The sequence below is a fragment of the Tenacibaculum sp. SM2510 genome, from assembly GCF_057002845.1.
On the sequence record NZ_CP192703.1, the window covers coordinates 88411 to 113413 of the forward strand.

Genomic DNA, 25003 nt, shown 5'->3' on the forward strand with positions numbered 1-25003 from the left:
GATGATGAAAAAAATACTAATCACACTAGTTTTACTAATAACTACTGTAACTTTTTCGCAAGAAAAAATTAGTTTATTCGATGACTCAAGAGTGTCAAAAGAACTCAAAGAGAGCGCAAAAAAGCTATCTAACGTTAAAGAAAGCTCAACGGCCAATAAGCTAGCTGATACCCCTTTTACCAACAGGTTAGGAGCTGGTGGTATTAATGTAAGAGGTAATATTACTTTTGCGGGTAACAATATATTAAGTATTGAAGACTCTAGGTATAGTTTTATAGGTCCTAACGATGATTTTAATTTCGGAGGAAATGCCAACACTGATTTTGAGTTAGGCTATATTGATATTGATGATGATTTAGGTATTCCGGGGAATAATACCACTTTTTCATCAAGTATGTCAACACTTAATTTACCAAGCTGTTCAAGAGTTGTATACGCAGGGCTATACTGGGCTTCTATATATCCATATGATGAATGGAGCGATGAGTCTGCTGGTGTAAACACCAGAGATAACGACTTTAATACTATGAAGTTTAAAGCTCCTGGGCAACCATATCAAGACATAACAGGAACTGTACTTTATGACGATGGAGAAGCTACTCAATTACCTTATGTATGTTATAGTGATGTAACCTCAATAGTACAATCGTTAGGAACTAATTATAATGGAGATTATTTTGGAGCGAATATTAAAGCTACGCTAGGGCAAGATTCAGTTGGTCAACGACTAGGTTCTTCAGCAGGTTGGGTTTTAGTGGTTATTTATGAAAATGAAGGAGAATCAAGTAAAAACATCTCATTATTTGATGGTTTTTCTACGATTGATGGAAATGCGGATACTGACGTAACATTTTCTGGGTTTACTACAATTCCTTCAGGACCTGTTAGAGTTCAGTTACTTACGGCAGCTTTGGAAGGGGATAAACCTTTTGTTGGAGATAGTTTTCAAATACTAAACCAATCAAACAACTATGATGATATAACTACAGGTAATAATAACCAAACCAATAACTTTTTTAATAGTTCTATCACCAAATTTAATAATTTTGTTAATAACAGGGCGCCAAGAAGTACGAACACTTTGGGTTTTGATGTTGATTTATTTAACCTAGATAATCCTTCAAATTCAGTTATAGGAAACGGACAATCTTCAATTGACGTTAGGTTTACCACGGCACAAGATGCCTATTTTCCATTTTTAAATGCAATGACTGTTGAAATTATTGAGCCTAAGGTTCAATTAATTAAAACGATTGAAGATGCTGCAGGTAATGATATTTCTGGGCAAACGGTTGGCTTAGGTTCAGAACTTTTTTACAACATACGTTTTCAAAGTGTAGGTACAGATAATGCAACGAATACTCAAATTATAGACGTTCTTCCAAAGAATGTAGATTTTATATCCGCAGATTTAATATTACCGCCAGAATTAGAAAGTACACGAGCCGATATTTTAAATAATTACGAGCCACCATCGGCAGGTAATGGATTTAGAGGTCGATTAATCTTTGAAATTCCAGATAATCTTGTAGAAGAAAACGGGACTTTTTACGATATAAAGATCAAAGTACAAGTAGTTAGTGATTGTAATGAATTAAGGGATGTTTGTTCTAATGAGATAGAAAATCAAGCATTTGCTAATTATTCAGGAGATAGAGGAGGAACACCTCCTGTAAGTGGTGAAGAAAGTTTTGCAGGTGTGGATGGTTGTAATTTTGGAGTAGTAGGTACTTCTAATTTTTTAGTGGATACCGCGGGTTGTACTTTTGAAAGAACTGAAGTTATTTGTGGTGCAAGTTTAGATTTAGTTGCAGGTAATGGTTTTGCTAACTATTCATGGGAAGAAGCAAGTAATCCTGGAGTAGTTTTAGGAACAAACCAAACATTAACTATCACACAAGCAGGTACCTATGTCGTAACAAAAACGGCACCAGTAGGTTGTATAGATTCAACAGAATCTATTGAAGTAGTAAGTTTTAATAATGAGCCAAATCCATTAGCTCCTTTTTCAGATCAAGTTTTAACATCTTGCCCTAGTAATAGTTTTGAATTAGCTGAAATTTATTTATGTGGTAGTGGTAGTTCGAGACAAGTGAATTTACCATTTACAGGAGCAACAACTGTTAATTGGTTTAAGTTAGACGAAGCTTCATGTGCAGATCAAACAGTATCAGGTTGTGCTAATGTAGCAACAGACTGTACTTGGGCAGATATAGGTCAGGAGTTAAATAAAACATTTGATACAGAAGGCGAATACCGTCTAGAAGTTTTATATGATGGGAGATGTCCACAAACATATTATTTTAATGTTTATAAGGCTACATTAAACCCAACAGTGGTTAAAGAAGATATATTATGTGGTAGTTCAGCTACTGTTAGAATAGATAATGTACCTAATGGGTATGAGTACAGTTTAACAGGGCCCGGAGGGTTCAATGCTCCTTTTCAAGCAAGTAATACCTTTACGGTAACAGCTCCAGGAGATTATGATTATTTTATCCGATTAGCAGGCGCACCAGCAGGATCTTGTACATATACATTTCCATCTTTTAATATTCAAGAAAATAATATAGGTATAAACATTATAACAACGGATATGCAATGTGCAAATGAACCTGCACAAATTAGAGTTCAAGTTAATAATGTACCAGGAGATTATACATATATTTTAATGCAAGGGGGTAGTCAAGTTGCAAGTTTTGGTCCTACAACAGATAATGACCATACTTTTAATGTGACAAATGGTGGCCTTTATGAGGTAACTGTTAATACTCCACAATGTACTATTTCAGAAAATGTTACAATTACAGAGCCTGCAGAATTAAATTTAACAGCAGTACCTACTAAAGATATTTCATGTAAAGACGGAGCTTCTAATGGTATTATTACATTATCCGCTTCAGGAGGAACTATAAATTCTGGAGACGCCTATTCGTTTGCTATATGGTCTAAAGACGGAACAGCTCTTTATGCTAATATATCAGACATACCTGTGTCAGAGTATTTTACAGACCTTACACATGAAGTAGTTAATGGAGAAGAAGGAACTTATGTTTTTATTGTTATTGATAGTAATAATTGTACCACTTTTTCAGGGCCAGTAACAATTAACGTCGAACCAGAATTACAGTTTGATTATACAGCAACTGATATTACCTGTAATGGTTTAACTGATGGAAGAATTGAAGTAACAATTAATGGTAGTGATCAAGGTTTCTCTCCAATAGAATATAGTATTGATGGTACAGGGGGACCATGGAACACAACAGGTGTATTTACAGGGCTTGCAGCTAATACTTATACAGTAACAGTTAGAGCTTCGAAACCTAGTTATCAATGTGTTTATGAAATACAAAATATTGTAATTGATGAACCAACAGTTTTAGTAGGAGGTAGTGCAGCTGGGACTGATCATAGTTGTGATGCTTCGGGAGGAACAGTATTGGGTACATTAACATTTACTCCTCCAACAGGAGGAACAGGTGTATATACTTATTTTTATGGTTTATCGGCAAGTGGAACCTCTTCATCAACAACAGCAACAAGTGTAACAGATTTGCCTGAAGGTACTTATAACATAAGAGTTGAAGATGCTAATGGTTGTTCAAGAGATTTTAATGATGTAACAATCGATCCGTTACCAGTAATTCCAGTTTTCACAAATTCGGTTACCTATAATTGTGATGGTACAGGAAACATTACTTTAACCGCACCAGCTACCCCAGTATTAACATATAGTTATAGTATTGATGGCGGCGCAGTTCAGGCGAGTAATATTTTTACAGATCAAGCAGTTGGTAGTCATACTATTACGGTAACAGCACCAAGAGCATGTCCTAGAGATTTTGTAGTTAATGTAGCTTCAGGCCAAGCCTTTGGCGCGTCAATAACAGGAAGTACAGATGTAACTTGTAATGGAGCAACAGACGGAACGATAACTTTTGAGGTAACAAATTTCACAGGAAACTATGAGTATCGTTTAAATGGAGCAGCCTTTGTAACAAGTAGTAATGCAACAGAAACCTTAACCGGTTTAGATAATATATCATATACAATTGAAGTTCGTCCGGATGCTAGTTCATTGGCGGTATGTACAATTAATTTAGGACCAATAACTTTAAATGAGCCAACGGCAGTTGTAGCGAGTGCTGTAATAACCAAAGAAGTTACCTGTGCAGCACCAACCGGTGCGACTATAGAGGTAACAGGATCTAACGGTACACCAGGTTATACCTATAGTTTAGATAATGGTACAACATTTCAAGCAAGTTCAACATTTACAGATGTTGCCGCAGGAACTTATAATGTAGTAGTAAGAGACACTAACAGTTGTGATTCACCAGCATTTTCAATCACGGTAGCTCCGGCAGCAAATATTACATTTACTTCAGTACCAACAGTTTGTTATGCAGGAGGAAATACAGGAGAGATAGTTGTAGATGTAACAGCTGGAAATGGAGATTACCAGTTTATCTTAAATGGAGGTTCAGCACAAACGCCAACACCAACAAGTGCAACGACTTATACTTTTACAGGCCTAAGTAATGGAACTTATACGGTTGATGTTATTGATGGCGGAGGATGTTCAGGAACACAACAAACGGTAACAATAAATGAGCAGTTAACAGCTACAGCAGCCACAACCAATGTGACTTGTAATGATGGAAGTTTAACGGTAACAGCTCAAGGAGGTAACGGAACATATCAGTATGCAATTATAACCACCGGAAGTGGAGCCGTGCCAACTTTTGGAGCGAGTAACACTTTTGCAATAACCACAGCAGGAGATTACGATTTCTTTGTAGAAGACGGATTAGGATGTAGTTATAGTTCAACGATAACAGTAGCTCAAACAACAGACCCATCGTTTACCACAGTTGCAAACCAACCAAGTTGTAATGGAGATACAGGAAGTATCAATATCACAATAGCAGATGGAGTTTCACCTTATACCATAACGGTAAATGGTACAGCAACAACAGGATTTTCAAATACAACAACCCAAGCAGGTAGTACTATATTGTATGACACATTGTCACCAGATACTTATACGATTCAAGTAACGGATGTTAATGGATGTAGTCAAACACCAGTAGATGTAATAGTAAACCAATTAACGACCGTTGTAAGTACGGCAAGTTTAACACAAGATTATACGTGTTCTACATTTGGAGAGATCACATTTACAGCAGCTACAGGCGGAACAGGACCTACCTATAATTATGGAGTAAATGGAGTTTACGGAGCAGGTTTAGTTTATGGAAACTTAACAGAAGGAACTTATGTATTAACGGTACAGGATACAAACGGATGTGAAGAGTCAGTAGGTTCTATAACAATCGATCCGTTACCAGTAATTCCAGTTTTCACAAATTCGGTTACCTATAATTGTGATGGTACAGGAAACATTACTTTAACCGCACCAGCTACCCCAGTATTAACATATAGTTATAGTATTGATGGCGGCGCAGTTCAGGCGAGTAATATTTTTACAGATCAAGCAGTTGGTAGTCATACTATTACGGTAACAGCACCAAGAGCATGTCCTAGAGATTTTGTAGTTAATGTAGCTTCAGGCCAAGCCTTTGGCGCGTCAATAACAGGAAGTACAGATGTAACTTGTAATGGAGCAACAGACGGAACGATAACTTTTGAGGTAACAAATTTCACAGGAAACTATGAGTATCGTTTAAATGGAGCAGCCTTTGTAACAAGTAGTAATGCAACAGAAACCTTAACCGGTTTAGATAATATATCATATACAATTGAAGTTCGTCCGGATGCTAGTTCATTGGCGGTATGTACAATTAATTTAGGACCAATAACTTTAAATGAGCCAACGGCAGTTGTAGCGAGTGCTGTAATAACCAAAGAAGTTACCTGTGCAGCACCAACCGGTGCGACTATAGAGGTAACAGGATCTAACGGTACACCAGGTTATACCTATAGTTTAGATAATGGTACAACATTTCAAGCAAGTTCAACATTTACAGATGTTGCCGCAGGAACTTATAATGTAGTAGTAAGAGACACTAACAGTTGTGATTCACCAGCATTTTCAATCACGGTAGCTCCGGCAGCAAATATTACATTTACTTCAGTACCAACAGTTTGTTATGCAGGAGGAAATACAGGAGAGATAGTTGTAGATGTAACAGCTGGAAATGGAGATTACCAGTTTATCTTAAATGGAGGTTCAGCACAAACGCCAACACCAACAAGTGCAACGACTTATACTTTTACAGGCCTAAGTAATGGAACTTATACGGTTGATGTTATTGATGGCGGAGGATGTTCAGGAACACAACAAACGGTAACAATAAATGAGCAGTTAACAGCTACAGCAGCCACAACCAATGTGACTTGTAATGATGGAAGTTTAACGGTAACAGCTCAAGGAGGTAACGGAACATATCAGTATGCAATTATAACCACCGGAAGTGGAGCCGTGCCAACTTTTGGAGCGAGTAACACTTTTGCAATAACCACAGCAGGAGATTACGATTTCTTTGTAGAAGACGGATTAGGATGTAGTTATAGTTCAACGATAACAGTAGCTCAAACAACAGACCCATCGTTTACCACAGTTGCAAACCAACCAAGTTGTAATGGAGATACAGGAAGTATCAATATCACAATAGCAGATGGAGTTTCACCTTATACCATAACGGTAAATGGTACAGCAACAACAGGATTTTCAAATACAACAACCCAAGCAGGTAGTACTATATTGTATGACACATTGTCACCAGATACTTATACGATTCAAGTAACGGATGTTAATGGATGTAGTCAAACACCAGTAGATGTAATAGTAAACCAATTAACGACCGTTGTAAGTACGGCAAGTTTAACACAAGATTATACGTGTTCTACATTTGGAGAGATCACATTTACAGCAGCTACAGGCGGAACAGGACCTACCTATAATTATGGAGTAAATGGAGTTTACGGAGCAGGTTTAGTTTATGGAAACTTAACAGAAGGAACTTATGTATTAACGGTACAGGATACAAACGGATGTGAAGAGTCAGTAGGTTCTATAACAATCGATCCGTTACCAGTAATTCCAGTTTTCACAAATTCGGTTACCTATAATTGTGATGGTACAGGAAACATTACTTTAACCGCACCAGCTACCCCAGTATTAACATATAGTTATAGTATTGATGGCGGCGCAGTTCAGGCGAGTAATATTTTTACAGATCAAGCAGTTGGTAGTCATACTATTACGGTAACAGCACCAAGAGCATGTCCTAGAGATTTTGTAGTTAATGTAGCTTCAGGCCAAGCCTTTGGCGCGTCAATAACAGGAAGTACAGATGTAACTTGTAATGGAGCAACAGACGGAACGATAACTTTTGAGGTAACAAATTTCACAGGAAACTATGAGTATCGTTTAAATGGAGCAGCCTTTGTAACAAGTAGTAATGCAACAGAAACCTTAACCGGTTTAGATAATATATCATATACAATTGAAGTTCGTCCGGATGCTAGTTCATTGGCGGTATGTACAATTAATTTAGGACCAATAACTTTAAATGAGCCAACGGCAGTTGTAGCGAGTGCTGTAATAACCAAAGAAGTTACCTGTGCAGCACCAACCGGTGCGACTATAGAGGTAACAGGATCTAACGGTACACCAGGTTATACCTATAGTTTAGATAATGGTACAACATTTCAAGCAAGTTCAACATTTACAGATGTTGCCGCAGGAACTTATAATGTAGTAGTAAGAGACACTAACAGTTGTGATTCACCAGCATTTTCAATCACGGTAGCTCCGGCAGCAAATATTACATTTACTTCAGTACCAACAGTTTGTTATGCAGGAGGAAATACAGGAGAGATAGTTGTAGATGTAACAGCTGGAAATGGAGATTACCAGTTTATCTTAAATGGAGGTTCAGCACAAACGCCAACACCAACAAGTGCAACGACTTATACTTTTACAGGCCTAAGTAATGGAACTTATACGGTTGATGTTATTGATGGCGGAGGATGTTCAGGAACACAACAAACGGTAACAATAAATGAGCAGTTAACAGCTACAGCAGCCACAACCAATGTGACTTGTAATGATGGAAGTTTAACGGTAACAGCTCAAGGAGGTAACGGAACATATCAGTATGCAATTATAACCACCGGAAGTGGAGCCGTGCCAACTTTTGGAGCGAGTAACACTTTTGCAATAACCACAGCAGGAGATTACGATTTCTTTGTAGAAGACGGATTAGGATGTAGTTATAGTTCAACGATAACAGTAGCTCAAACAACAGACCCATCGTTTACCACAGTTGCAAACCAACCAAGTTGTAATGGAGATACAGGAAGTATCAATATCACAATAGCAGATGGAGTTTCACCTTATACCATAACGGTAAATGGTACAGCAACAACAGGATTTTCAAATACAACAACCCAAGCAGGTAGTACTATATTGTATGACACATTGTCACCAGATACTTATACGATTCAAGTAACGGATGTTAATGGATGTAGTCAAACACCAGTAGATGTAATAGTAAACCAATTAACGACCGTTGTAAGTACGGCAAGTTTAACACAAGATTATACGTGTTCTACATTTGGAGAGATCACATTTACAGCAGCTACAGGCGGAACAGGACCTACCTATAATTATGGAGTAAATGGAGTTTACGGAGCAGGTTTAGTTTATGGAAACTTAACAGAAGGAACTTATGTATTAACGGTACAGGATACAAACGGATGTGAAGAGTCAGTAGGTTCTATAACAATCGATCCGTTACCAGTAATTCCAGTTTTCACAAATTCGGTTACCTATAATTGTGATGGTACAGGAAACATTACTTTAACCGCACCAGCTACCCCAGTATTAACATATAGTTATAGTATTGATGGCGGCGCAGTTCAGGCGAGTAATATTTTTACAGATCAAGCAGTTGGTAGTCATACTATTACGGTAACAGCACCAAGAGCATGTCCTAGAGATTTTGTAGTTAATGTAGCTTCAGGCCAAGCCTTTGGCGCGTCAATAACAGGAAGTACAGATGTAACTTGTAATGGAGCAACAGACGGAACGATAACTTTTGAGGTAACAAATTTCACAGGAAACTATGAGTATCGTTTAAATGGAGCAGCCTTTGTAACAAGTAGTAATGCAACAGAAACCTTAACCGGTTTAGATAATATATCATATACAATTGAAGTTCGTCCGGATGCTAGTTCATTGGCGGTATGTACAATTAATTTAGGACCAATAACTTTAAATGAGCCAACGGCAGTTGTAGCGAGTGCTGTAATAACCAAAGAAGTTACCTGTGCAGCACCAACCGGTGCGACTATAGAGGTAACAGGATCTAACGGTACACCAGGTTATACCTATAGTTTAGATAATGGTACAACATTTCAAGCAAGTTCAACATTTACAGATGTTGCCGCAGGAACTTATAATGTAGTAGTAAGAGACACTAACAGTTGTGATTCACCAGCATTTTCAATCACGGTAGCTCCGGCAGCAAATATTACATTTACTTCAGTACCAACAGTTTGTTATGCAGGAGGAAATACAGGAGAGATAGTTGTAGATGTAACAGCTGGAAATGGAGATTACCAGTTTATCTTAAATGGAGGTTCAGCACAAACGCCAACACCAACAAGTGCAACGACTTATACTTTTACAGGCCTAAGTAATGGAACTTATACGGTTGATGTTATTGATGGCGGAGGATGTTCAGGAACACAACAAACGGTAACAATAAATGAGCAGTTAACAGCTACAGCAGCCACAACCAATGTGACTTGTAATGATGGAAGTTTAACGGTAACAGCTCAAGGAGGTAACGGAACATATCAGTATGCAATTATAACCACCGGAAGTGGAGCCGTGCCAACTTTTGGAGCGAGTAACACTTTTGCAATAACCACAGCAGGAGATTACGATTTCTTTGTAGAAGACGGATTAGGATGTAGTTATAGTTCAACGATAACAGTAGCTCAAACAACAGACCCATCGTTTACCACAGTTGCAAACCAACCAAGTTGTAATGGAGATACAGGAAGTATCAATATCACAATAGCAGATGGAGTTTCACCTTATACCATAACGGTAAATGGTACAGCAACAACAGGATTTTCAAATACAACAACCCAAGCAGGTAGTACTATATTGTATGACACATTGTCACCAGATACTTATACGATTCAAGTAACGGATGTTAATGGATGTAGTCAAACACCAGTAGATGTAATAGTAAACCAATTAACGACCGTTGTAAGTACGGCAAGTTTAACACAAGATTATACGTGTTCTACATTTGGAGAGATCACATTTACAGCAGCTACAGGCGGAACAGGACCTACCTATAATTATGGAGTAAATGGAGTTTACGGAGCAGGTTTAGTTTATGGAAACTTAACAGAAGGAACTTATGTATTAACGGTACAGGATACAAACGGATGTGAAGAGTCAGTAGGTTCTATAACAATCGATCCGTTACCAGTAATTCCAGTTTTCACAAATTCGGTTACCTATAATTGTGATGGTACAGGAAACATTACTTTAACCGCACCAGCTACCCCAGTATTAACATATAGTTATAGTATTGATGGCGGCGCAGTTCAGGCGAGTAATATTTTTACAGATCAAGCAGTTGGTAGTCATACTATTACGGTAACAGCACCAAGAGCATGTCCTAGAGATTTTGTAGTTAATGTAGCTTCAGGCCAAGCCTTTGGCGCGTCAATAACAGGAAGTACAGATGTAACTTGTAATGGAGCAACAGACGGAACGATAACTTTTGAGGTAACAAATTTCACAGGAAACTATGAGTATCGTTTAAATGGAGCAGCCTTTGTAACAAGTAGTAATGCAACAGAAACCTTAACCGGTTTAGATAATATATCATATACAATTGAAGTTCGTCCGGATGCTAGTTCATTGGCGGTATGTACAATTAATTTAGGACCAATAACTTTAAATGAGCCAACGGCAGTTGTAGCGAGTGCTGTAATAACCAAAGAAGTTACCTGTGCAGCACCAACCGGTGCGACTATAGAGGTAACAGGATCTAACGGTACACCAGGTTATACCTATAGTTTAGATAATGGTACAACATTTCAAGCAAGTTCAACATTTACAGATGTTGCCGCAGGAACTTATAATGTAGTAGTAAGAGACACTAACAGTTGTGATTCACCAGCATTTTCAATCACGGTAGCTCCGGCAGCAAATATTACATTTACTTCAGTACCAACAGTTTGTTATGCAGGAGGAAATACAGGAGAGATAGTTGTAGATGTAACAGCTGGAAATGGAGATTACCAGTTTATCTTAAATGGAGGTTCAGCACAAACGCCAACACCAACAAGTGCAACGACTTATACTTTTACAGGCCTAAGTAATGGAACTTATACGGTTGATGTTATTGATGGCGGAGGATGTTCAGGAACACAACAAACGGTAACAATAAATGAGCAGTTAACAGCTACAGCAGCCACAACCAATGTGACTTGTAATGATGGAAGTTTAACGGTAACAGCTCAAGGAGGTAACGGAACATATCAGTATGCAATTATAACCACCGGAAGTGGAGCCGTGCCAACTTTTGGAGCGAGTAACACTTTTGCAATAACCACAGCAGGAGATTACGATTTCTTTGTAGAAGACGGATTAGGATGTAGTTATAGTTCAACGATAACAGTAGCTCAAACAACAGACCCATCGTTTACCACAGTTGCAAACCAACCAAGTTGTAATGGAGATACAGGAAGTATCAATATCACAATAGCAGATGGAGTTTCACCTTATACCATAACGGTAAATGGTACAGCAACAACAGGATTTTCAAATACAACAACCCAAGCAGGTAGTACTATATTGTATGACACATTGTCACCAGATACTTATACGATTCAAGTAACGGATGTTAATGGATGTAGTCAAACACCAGTAGATGTAATAGTAAACCAATTAACGACCGTTGTAAGTACGGCAAGTTTAACACAAGATTATACGTGTTCTACATTTGGAGAGATCACATTTACAGCAGCTACAGGCGGAACAGGACCTACCTATAATTATGGAGTAAATGGAGTTTACGGAGCAGGTTTAGTTTATGGAAACTTAACAGAAGGAACTTATGTATTAACGGTACAGGATACAAACGGATGTGAAGAGTCAGTAGGTTCTATAACAATCGATCCGTTACCAGTAATTCCAGTTTTCACAAATTCGGTTACCTATAATTGTGATGGTACAGGAAACATTACTTTAACCGCACCAGCTACCCCAGTATTAACATATAGTTATAGTATTGATGGCGGCGCAGTTCAGGCGAGTAATATTTTTACAGATCAAGCAGTTGGTAGTCATACTATTACGGTAACAGCACCAAGAGCATGTCCTAGAGATTTTGTAGTTAATGTAGCTTCAGGCCAAGCCTTTGGCGCGTCAATAACAGGAAGTACAGATGTAACTTGTAATGGAGCAACAGACGGAACGATAACTTTTGAGGTAACAAATTTCACAGGAAACTATGAGTATCGTTTAAATGGAGCAGCCTTTGTAACAAGTAGTAATGCAACAGAAACCTTAACCGGTTTAGATAATATATCATATACAATTGAAGTTCGTCCGGATGCTAGTTCATTGGCGGTATGTACAATTAATTTAGGACCAATAACTTTAAATGAGCCAACGGCAGTTGTAGCGAGTGCTGTAATAACCAAAGAAGTTACCTGTGCAGCACCAACCGGTGCGACTATAGAGGTAACAGGATCTAACGGTACACCAGGTTATACCTATAGTTTAGATAATGGTACAACATTTCAAGCAAGTTCAACATTTACAGATGTTGCCGCAGGAACTTATAATGTAGTAGTAAGAGACACTAACAGTTGTGATTCACCAGCATTTTCAATCACGGTAGCTCCGGCAGCAAATATTACATTTACTTCAGTACCAACAGTTTGTTATGCAGGAGGAAATACAGGAGAGATAGTTGTAGATGTAACAGCTGGAAATGGAGATTACCAGTTTATCTTAAATGGAGGTTCAGCACAAACGCCAACACCAACAAGTGCAACGACTTATACTTTTACAGGCCTAAGTAATGGAACTTATACGGTTGATGTTATTGATGGCGGAGGATGTTCAGGAACACAACAAACGGTAACAATAAATGAGCAGTTAACAGCTACAGCTATTGTAACAAATGCAAGTTGTTTTGATGGGGCTATAGAAGTATTTCCTTTAGGAGGAGATGGTAATTATGTGTATTCAGTTGTAATAGCTAACGATCCTGTACCAGCAAACGGAACATTTAGTAATACAAACCCTATTACACGACCAACAGGTACTTATGACGTTTATGTAAGAGATAATGGAGGAGCTACAACAGGAGTAGGTTTTTGTCAATTCTTAATAGAAGATGTTATCGTTAATAATATTTCACCAATAGATATTACACCTAGCGCAAACCAGCCTATTTGTAATGGTGATTTAGGAAGTATTGATGTCGCTATCGCAGACGGAGAATCTCCGTATGATTTTACAGTGGTAAATTCAGGAGGTACTACTGTTGCAACAGTTACAGATCATTTAGGAACCTCAATTTCATTCAATGATTTACCTGCAGAGACTTATGATATAACTATTATAGATAATTTAGGATGTTCTGAAACAGAGCAAGTAATATTAACCGATCCTATAGCATTGGTAATGGATATTGTTTCGGTATTACCTCCAGGTTGTGCCCCAAATCCAGCATTAACAGGTTTTGATTTCGTTAATATTAATCCCGTAAATTACCTTCCGTCTATATTACAATATAGTATTGATAATGGAGCTACTTGGATTGATTTTACAAGTACAGGAGGTCAGGTACGTAATTTAAATTCAGGAGATATTGTTTTTCCAGTATTACGAACATCAGATGGGGCAGCAGGAACAGGAAATACCATTTGTTTATTAGCCAATGGACAATATGAAGTGCCTTACCCAGTAGAAGGATTAATTGTTAACCCTGTAAGTACACCAGGAACATGTGTTGGAGGATTTAGTGTTACTGTAGAAGCAGTTGGTGGAGCAGGGCCTTATGAATTTGCAATAAACTCTGCATCAGGCTGGGTTGGTCCAGATGCTCCAAATCCTAATACATTTACATTTACAGGTTTGATACCCGGACAAACATATGATTTTTTCGTAAGAGATGTTACAGGTTGTATTAAACAGAATAATGAAGATGTATATGCCGTTTTCACTCCGTCAGTGCCTATTACAGCCGCTGTAAATAATGCCGCGTGTAATGGTGCTGCGAATGGACAAATTACATTTTCAATAGATAATACAAGTGGAGATTTAACAGATCCTTTTGATTATACTTTATTTAAAAGAGATGCAACTAATACAGGAGTGGGAGTTGCAGGATATATTGGTATCAATCAAACTGGTTTTGTAGACATCGTTGTTACAGGTTTAGATCAAGGAGAATATTATATAGAATTAACAAATACGAGTGGAGGACCACCATTATGTCAGTTTGCAAGCTCAGATACCTTAATAGAAGAAGGTACACCAATAACAGGTAATTTAACAGTTGTTAATAATATTACGTGTAGTGTTGATGGAACGGTAAGAATAGATAGTGTAAGTGGCGGATTCCCTGGATATGTTTACACTGCCACAGTTTATGAAACAGGTACACCGGTAAATACCGTAACAAGTACCGTTTCGGGAAATATCGTAACAGTAGCAGTAGCTGATTTAGGAGCTTATACTTCTGTAGATGTAGAAGTGTTGGTAACTGATACCAATGGGTGTACTACAAACTTAGGACCAGTAACGTTAACCTTAAGTCCATCACCAACAATAGATACTATAGTAACAAGTACATGTGCTGCAAATAAAACAATAACAGTTGATGTATCAAGTGGTACAGCTCCATATCAATACTCTAGTGATGGTGGAATAAATTATACAGCAGCAACAGCAGCAACTTCGTATACTTTTAATAGTTTAACACCTGGTTCTTACGATATTGTTGTAAGAGATGCTAATGGTTGTTCAGACACACAAAACGGAGTAATTATTTACCCTGAGCTAAACCTTACTTTAACTACAGGGCAAAATTTAAATTGTGCACCAGGGGAAGCAATTGTAGATATTACAGTTAATTCTGGAGCAGATTTAGGGGTTACAGGAGATTTTTCATATGTTATTACTGCAGTAGCAGCACCAGCTGTTACACCAGCACTTAATACAGGGACTATTTCAGGAGTAAGTACAACAGCTTCGCATACAGTAACAGCAGAAGGTACTTATGAAGTAACTATTACTGATAATACTTCTGGTTGTGTTGAAACACAACAAATAACTATAGCTGCAGCGATTCAACCAAACTTTACAGGTATTGCGAGTGTAGATGATATTTGTTTTGGAAGTTCAACAGGCGAGATTCAGTTGACCGAGGTAAATAATAGTATCAATCCATTAACTTATAGTATTGCACCAGCAGCAGGAAGTTTTAATGCAGCTACGTTAACTTACACAGGTTTACCAGCAGGAAGTTATGATATAACAGGAACAGGAACCAATGGATGTACTACTATGATAACGGTTGTTATCAATGAGAATCCAGATTTAGTTCTTACACCAAGTGTAGTAGATTTTGCATGTACAACAGATAATGACACGAATAATGCCATTGTAAGTGTAACAGCAATAGGCGGATCAAGTACTTATGTACGTTATGTATTTGTTTACGATAACGGAACTGTAGCAGTAGGTGATGATATCACTCAAGACAGTTCAAGTGCAAGTTTTGCCGTAACCAATGAAGCAGGCGGAAGTGTAGCGATTACAGTTTACGACGATAATGGTTGTAGTGAAGTAACTACGCAAGCAGTAGCGGCGTTTAACGGATTAAGCAATGCAGATTACGCAGTAACCAAAGCGGTAGATTGTAGAGTATTACCATTAGGAGGGGCAGATTTAAATATCACTTTCGATTCTAGTGTAAGTGCTATTACAGCCGATGTTGTAATCACCGGAGTAAATACGGCTTATACAGATACACAAAGTGGCGTATCACCAGTAAGTTTTACAGGAGTACCAGCCGATACATATACAGTAACAATTACAAACCCATCAACAGGTTGTGTATTAACAACAAGTATTTTAGTAGAAGCTGAGCCAACATTTAATTTAGATGTAAATAAGACGAGTGATGTAGCATGTGTATCGAGTAATGAAGGCGCATTTGATTTTGATTTCAGTGTAAGTTCACCATACGCAGGAAACTACGATTACCAAGTTTATGATACCAATGGTACAGCGGCAACAGGAGATGATACTCCAGTAGGAGGATTAGTATCAGGAGCAACAGGAAGTTCATCAGTAACAGGATTATCGGCAGGTAGTTATTATGTTACAGTAACGATGACAGGAAGTCCATTTTGCCCTGTAACATCAGCAAATGTAACGATAGATGAACCAGCAGTAGCCTTAACATTAGCAACTAGCGCAGTAGGTGTAAGTTGTAATAACGGAGGAGACGGAAGTATTACGGCAACAGGATCAGATGGATGGGGAGGTTATACTTATAGTTTAACTCCTGGAACAGGAACTTCACCAGCAGTAGCATTTAGTACCAACAATGTATTTAACAATTTAGAGTCAGGTACGTATGATATTACAGTAAGAGATGCCAACGGATGTGAAGTTGTATTTACAGAGACAGTTAACAATACTACGTTAGTAGAATTTACGGTAACAAAAGATGATAACTCATGTAACAGTAGTGTAGGTGGAAATATAACGGTAACACCAACAGGCGGAACCGGTACCTATACTTTTACATTAACCAATACAGTTACAAGTACAGTAGTATCAACAGCAACAGGAACAGTAGCGCATACTTTTACAAACATAGCGGCAGGCGATTATTCAGTATCTGTAGTAGATAGTAATAGTTGTCCAGGAGTAGCTATTGGAAGTTCATTAGTAACCATTACACCAAACTTAGCATTTACAGCAATTCAGACAAAGAATATAGATTGTAGTGCAAGTACAGACGGAGTAATAGAGCTTACGATATCATCAGGTTCAGGAACGTATGAGTATTCAGTAGTAAATAGTTTAGGCGGTCCAGTTGTAGCTCAAACGACTACAGGAGGAACCACAGTAAGTTTCCCTGTATCATCAGCAGATACCTACACAGTAGAAGTATTTGATATGGCAGCAACGCCAGTATGTTCAAATACAGTTGATGTTGTAGTTGGAGCTCGTATAGAACCAAACTTTACAGGTATTGCGAGTGTAGATGATATTTGTTTTGGAAGTTCAACAGGTGAGATTCAGTTGACCGAGGTAAATAATAGTATCAATCCATTAACTTATAGTATTGCACCAGCAGCAGGAACATTTAATGCAGCTACGTTAACTTACACAGGTTTACCAGCAGGAAGTTATGATATAACAGGAACAGGAACCAATGGATGTACTACTATGATAACGGTTGTTATCAATGAGAATCCAGATTTAGTTCTTACACCAAGTGTAGTAGATTTTGCATGTACAACAGATAATGACACGAATAATGCCATTGTAAGTGTAACAGCAATAGGCGGATCAAGTACTTATGTACGTTATGTATTTGTTTACGATAACGGAACTGTAGCAGTAGGTGATGATATCACTCAAGACAGTTCAAGTGCAAGTTTTGCCGTAACCAATGAAGCAGGCGGAAGTGTAGCGATTACAGTTTACGACGATAATGGTTGTAGTGAAGTAACTACGCAAGCAGTAGCGGCGTTTAACGGATTAAGCAATGCAGATTACGCAGTAACCAAAGCGGTAGATTGTAGAGTATTACCATTAGGAGGGGCAGATTTAAATATCACTTTCGATTCTAGTGTAAGTGCTATTACAGCCGATGTTGTAATCACCGGAGTAAATACGGCTTATACAGATACACAAAGTGGCGTATCACCAGTAAGTTTTACAGGAGTACCAGCCGATACATATACAGTAACAATTACAAACCCATCAACAGGTTGTGTATTAACAACAAGTATTTTAGTAGAAGCTGAGCCAACATTTAATTTAGATGTAAATAAGACGAATGATGTAGCATGTGTATCGAGTAATGAAGGCGCATTTGATTTTGATTTCAGTGTAAGTTCACCATACGCAGGAAACTACGATTACCAAGTTTATGATACCAATGGTACAGCGGCAACAGGAGATGATACTCCAGTAGGAGGATTAGTATCAGGAGCAACAGGAAGTTCATCAGTAACAGGATTATCGGCAGGTAGTTATTATGTTACAGTAACGATGACAGGAAGTCCATTTTGCCCTGTAACATCAGCAAATGTAACGATAGATGAACCAGCAGTAGCCTTAACATTAGCAACTAGCGCAGTAGGTGTAAGTTGTAATAACGGAGGAGACGGAAGTATTACGGCAACAGGATCAGATGGATGGGGAGGTTATACTTATAGTTTAACTCCTGGAACAGGAACTTCACCAGCAGTAGCATTTAGTACCAACAATGTATTTAACAATTTAGAGTCAGGTACGTATGATATTACAGTAAGAGATGCCAACGGATGTGAAGTTGTATTTACAGAGACAGTTAACAATACTACGTTAGTAGAATTTACGGTAACAAAAGATGATAACTCATGTAACAGTAGTGTAGGTGGAAATATAACGGTAACACCAACAGGCGGAACCGGTACCTATACTTTTACATTAACCAATACAGTTACAAGTACAGTAGTATCAACAGCAACAGGAACAGTAGCGCATACTTTTACAAACATAGCGGCAGGCGATTATTCAGTATCTGTAGTAGATAGTAATAGTTGTCCAGGAGTAGCTATTGGAAGTTCATTAGTAACCATTACACCAAACTTAGCATTTACAGCAATTCAGACAAAGAATATAGATTGTAGTGCAAGTACAGACGGAGTAATAGAGCTTACGATATCATCAGGTTCAGGAACGTATGAGTATTCAGTAGTAAATAGTTTAGGCGGTCCAGTTGTAGCTCAAACGACTACAGGAGGAACCACAGTAAGTTTCCCTGTATCATCAGCAGATACCTACACAGTAGAAGTATTTGATATGGCAGCAACGCCAGTATGTTCAAATACAGTTGATGTTGTAGTTGGAGCTCGTATAGAACCAAACTTTACAGGTATTGCGAGTGTAGATGATATTTGTTTTGGAAGTTCAACAGGTGAGATTCAGTTGACCGAGGTAAATAATAGTATCAATCCATTAACTTATAGTATTGCACCAGCAGCAGGAACATTTAATGCAGCTACGTTAACTTACACAGGTTTACCAGCAGGAAGTTATGATATAACAGGAACAGGAACCAATGGATGTACTACTATGATAACGGTTGTTATCAATGAGAATCCAGATTTAGTTCTTACACCAAGTGTAGTAGATTTTGCATGTACAACAGATAATGACACGAATAATGCCATTGTAAGTGTAACAGCAATAGGCGGATCAAGTACTTATGTACGTTATGTATTTGTTTACGATAACGGAACTGTAGCAGTAGGTGATGATATCACTCAAGACAGTTCAAGTGCAAGTTTTGCCGTAACCAATGAAGCAGGCGGAAGTGTAGCGATTACAGTTTACGACGATAATGGTTGTAGTGAAGTAACTACGCAAGCAGTAGCGGCGTTTAACGGATTAAGCAATGCAGATTACGCAGTAACCAAAGCGGTAGATTGTAGAGTATTACCATTAGGAGGGGCAGATTTAAATATCACTTTCGATTCTAGTGTAAGTGCTATTACAGCCGATGTTGTAATCACCGGAGTAAATACGGCTTATACAGATACACAAAGTGGCGTATCACCAGTAAGTTTTACAGGAGTACCAGCCGATACATATACAGTAACAATTACAAACCCATCAACAGGTTGTGTATTAACAACAAGTATTTTAGTAGAAGCTGAGCCAACATTTAATTTAGATGTAAATAAGACGAATGATGTAGCATGTGTATCGAGTAATGAAGGCGCATTTGATTTTGATTTCAGTGTAAGTTCACCATACGCAGGAAACTACGATTACCAAGTTTATGATACCAATGGTACAGCGGCAACAGGAGATGATACTCCAGTAGGAGGATTAGTATCAGGAGCAACAGGAAGTTCATCAGTAACAGGATTATCGGCAGGTAGTTATTATGTTACAGTAACGATGACAGGAAGTCCATTTTGCCCTGTAACATCAGCAAATGTAACGATAGATGAACCAGCAGTAGCCTTAACATTAGCAACTAGCGCAGTAGGTGTAAGTTGTAATAACGGAGGAGACGGAAGTATTACGGCAACAGGATCAGATGGATGGGGAGGTTATACTTATAGTTTAACTCCTGGAACAGGAACTTCACCAGCAGTAGCATTTAGTACCAACAATGTATTTAACAATTTAGAGTCAGGTACGTATGATATTACAGTAAGAGATGCCAACGGATGTGAAGTTGTATTTACAGAGACAGTTAACAATACTACGTTAGTAGAATTTACGGTAACAAAAGATGATAACTCATGTAACAGTAGTGTAGGTGGAAATATAACGGTAACACCAACAGGCGGAACCGGTACCTATACTTTTACATTAACCAATACAGTTACAAGTACAGTAGTATCAACAGCAACAGGAACAGTAGCGCATACTTTTACAAACATAGCGGCAGGCGATTATTCAGTATCTGTAGTAGATAGTAATAGTTGTCCAGGAGTAGCTATTGGAAGTTCATTAGTAACCATTACACCAAACTTAGCATTTACAGCAATTCAGACAAAGAATATAGATTGTAGTGCAAGTACAGACGGAGTAATAGAGCTTACGATATCATCAGGTTCAGGAACGTATGAGTATTCAGTAGTAAATAGTTTAGGCGGTCCAGTTGTAGCTCAAACGACTACAGGAGGAACCACAGTAAGTTTCCCTGTATCATCAGCAGATACCTACACAGTAGAAGTATTTGATATGGCAGCAACGCCAGTATGTTCAAATACAGTTGATGTTGTAGTTGGAGCTCGTATAGAACCAAACTTTACAGGTATTGCGAGTGTAGATGATATTTGTTTTGGAAGTTCAACAGGTGAGATTCAGTTGACCGAGGTAAATAATAGTATCAATCCATTAACTTATAGTATTGCACCAGCAGCAGGAACATTTAATGCAGCTACGTTAACTTACACAGGTTTACCAGCAGGAAGTTATGATATAACAGGAACAGGAACCAATGGATGTACTACTATGATAACGGTTGTTATCAATGAGAATCCAGATTTAGTTCTTACACCAAGTGTAGTAGATTTTGCATGTACAACAGATAATGACACGAATAATGCCATTGTAAGTGTAACAGCAATAGGCGGATCAAGTACTTATGTACGTTATGTATTTGTTTACGATAACGGAACTGTAGCAGTAGGTGATGATATCACTCAAGACAGTTCAAGTGCAAGTTTTGCCGTAACCAATGAAGCAGGCGGAAGTGTAGCGATTACAGTTTACGACGATAATGGTTGTAGTGAAGTAACTACGCAAGCAGTAGCGGCGTTTAACGGATTAAGCAATGCAGATTACGCAGTAACCAAAGCGGTAGATTGTAGAGTATTACCATTAGGAGGGGCAGATTTAAATATCACTTTCGATTCTAGTGTAAGTGCTATTACAGCCGATGTTGTAATCACCGGAGTAAATACGGCTTATACAGATACACAAAGTGGCGTATCACCAGTAAGTTTTACAGGAGTACCAGCCGATACATATACAGTAACAATTACAAACCCATCAACAGGTTGTGTATTAACAACAAGTATTTTAGTAGAAGCTGAGCCAACATTTAATTTAGATGTAAATAAGACGAATGATGTAGCATGTGTATCGAGTAATGAAGGCGCATTTGATTTTGATTTCAGTGTAAGTTCACCATACGCAGGAAACTACGATTACCAAGTTTATGATACCAATGGTACAGCGGCAACAGGAGATGATACTCCAGTAGGAGGATTAGTATCAGGAGCAACAGGAAGTTCATCAGTAACAGGATTATCGGCAGGTAGTTATTATGTTACAGTAACGATGACAGGAAGTCCATTTTGCCCTGTAACATCAGCAAATGTAACGATAGATGAACCAGCAGTAGCCTTAACATTAGCAACTAGCGCAGTAGGTGTAAGTTGTAATAACGGAGGAGACGGAAGTATTACGGCAACAGGATCAGATGGATGGGGAGGTTATACTTATAGTTTAACTCCTGGAACAGGAACTTCACCAGCAGTAGCATTTAGTACCAACAATGTATTTAACAATTTAGAGTCAGGTACGTATGATATTACAGTAAGAGATGCCAACGGATGTGAAGTTGTATTTACAGAGACAGTTAACAATACTACGTTAGTAGAATTTACGGTAACAAAAGATGATAACTCATGTAACAGTAGTGTAGGTGGAAATATAACGGTAACACCAACAGGCGGAACCGGTACCTATACTTTTACATTAACCAATACAGTTACAAGTACAGTAGTATCAACAGCAACAGGAACAGTAGCGCATACTTTTACAAACATAGCGGCAGGCGATTATTCAGTATCTGTAGTAGATAGTAATAGTTGTCCAGGAGTAGCTATTGGAAGTTCATTAGTAACCATTACACCAAACTTAGCATTTACAGCAATTCAGACAAAGAATATAGATTGTAGTGCAAGTACAGACGGAGTAATAGAGCTTACGATATCATCAGGTTCAGGAACGTATGAGTATTCAGTAGTAAATAGTTTAGGCGGTCCAGTTGTAGCTCAAACGACTACAGGAGGAACCACAGTAAGTTTCCCTGTATCATCAGCAGATACCTACACAGTAGAAGTATTTGATATGGCAGCAACGCCAGTATGTTCAAATACAGTTGATGTTGTAGTTGGAGCTCGTATAGAACCAAACTTTACAGGTATTGCGAGTGTAGATGATATTTGTTTTGGAAGTTCAACAGGCGAGATTCAGTTGACCGAGGTAAATAATAGTATCAATCCATTAACTTATAGTATTGTACCAGCAGCAGGAAGTTTTAATGCAGCTACGTTAACTTACACAGGTTTACCAGCAGGAAGTTATGATATAACAGGAACAGGAACCAATGGATGTACTACTATGATAACGGTTGTTATCAATGAGAATCCAGATTTAGTTCTTACACCAAGTGTAGTAGATTTTGCATGTACAACAGATAATGACACGAATAATGCGATTGTAAGTGTAACAGCAATAGGCGGATCAAGTACTTATGTGCGTTATGTATTTGTTTACGATAACGGAACTGTAGCGGTAGGTGATGATATCACTCAAGACAGTTCAAATTCAAGTTTTGCCGTAACCAATGAAGCAGGCGGAAGTATAGCGATTACGGTTTACGACGATAATGGTTGTAGTGAAGTAACTACGCAAGCAGTAGCGGCGTTTAACGGATTAAGCAATGCAGATTACGCAGTAACCAAAGCGGTAGATTGTAGAGTATTACCATTAGGAGGCGCAGAATTAGATATCACTTTCGATTCTAGTGTAAGTGCTATAACTGCGGATGTTGTAATAACAGGAGCTGCAGGGTATACAGATACACAAACAGGCGTATCACCAGTAAGTTTTACGGGAGTACCAGCCGATACATATACAGTAACAATTACAAACCCATCAACAGGTTGTGTATTAACAACAAGTATTTTAGTAGAAGCTGAGCCAACATTTAATTTAGATGTAAATAAGACGAGTGATGTAGCATGTGTATCGAGTAATGAAGGCGCATTTGATTTTGATTTCAGTGTAAGTTCACCATACGCAGGAAACTACGATTACCAAGTTTATGATACCAATGGTACAGCGGCAACAGGAGATGATACTCCAGTAGGAGGATTAGTATCAGGAGCAACAGGAAGTTCATCAGTAACAGGATTATCGGCAGGTAGTTATTATGTTACAGTAACGATGACAGGAAGTCCATTTTGCCCTGTAACATCAGCAAATGTAACGATAGATGAACCAGCAGTAGCCTTAACATTAGCAACTAGCGCAGTAGGTGTAAGTTGTAATAACGGAGGAGACGGAAGTATTACGGCAACAGGATCAGATGGATGGGGAGGTTATACTTATAGTTTAACTCCTGGAACAGGAACTTCACCAGCAGTAGCATTTAGTACCAACAATGTATTTAACAATTTAGAGTCAGGTACGTATGATATTACAGTAAGAGATGCCAACGGATGTGAAGTTGTATTTACAGAGACAGTTAACAATACTACGTTAGTAGAATTTACGGTAACAAAAGATGATAACTCATGTAACAGTAGTGTAGGTGGAAATATAACGGTAACACCAACAGGCGGAACCGGTACCTATACTTTTACATTAACCAATACAGTTACAAGTACAGTAGTATCAACAGCAACAGGAACAGTAGCGCATACTTTTACAAACATAGCGGCAGGCGATTATTCAGTATCTGTAGTAGATAGTAATAGTTGTCCAGGAGTAGCTATTGGAAGTTCATTAGTAACCATTACACCAAACTTAGCATTTACAGCAATTCAGACAAAGAATATAGATTGTAGTGCAAGTACAGACGGAGTAATAGAGCTTACGATATCATCAGGTTCAGGAACGTATGAGTATTCAGTAGTAAATAGTTTAGGCGGTCCAGTTGTAGCTCAAACGACTACAGGAGGAACCACAGTAAGTTTCCCTGTATCATCAGCAGATACCTACACAGTAGAAGTATTTGATATGGCAGCAACGCCAGTATGTTCAAATACAGTTGATGTTGTAGTTGGAGCTCGTATAGAACCAAACTTTACAGGTATTGCGAGTGTAGATGATATTTGTTTTGGAAGTTCAACAGGCGAGATTCAGTTGACCGAGGTAAATAATAGTATCAATCCATTAACTTATAGTATTGTACCAGCAGCAGGAAGTTTTAAT

Annotated in this window: 1 protein-coding gene (cut by a window edge); it reads left to right on the forward strand. The window is 38.2% G+C overall.

The window, feature by feature from the left end; genetic code table 11:
* Nucleotide 1: 1 nt before the first annotated feature.
* Nucleotides 2-25003: the 5' portion of a T9SS type B sorting domain-containing protein gene (locus tag ACQ629_RS00420; protein ID WP_483705855.1), read on the forward strand. The gene runs 3264 nt beyond the window's last position; the window shows 25002 of its 28266 coding nt (coding positions 1-25002); its start codon is at nucleotides 2-4; its stop codon lies off the right edge, out of view.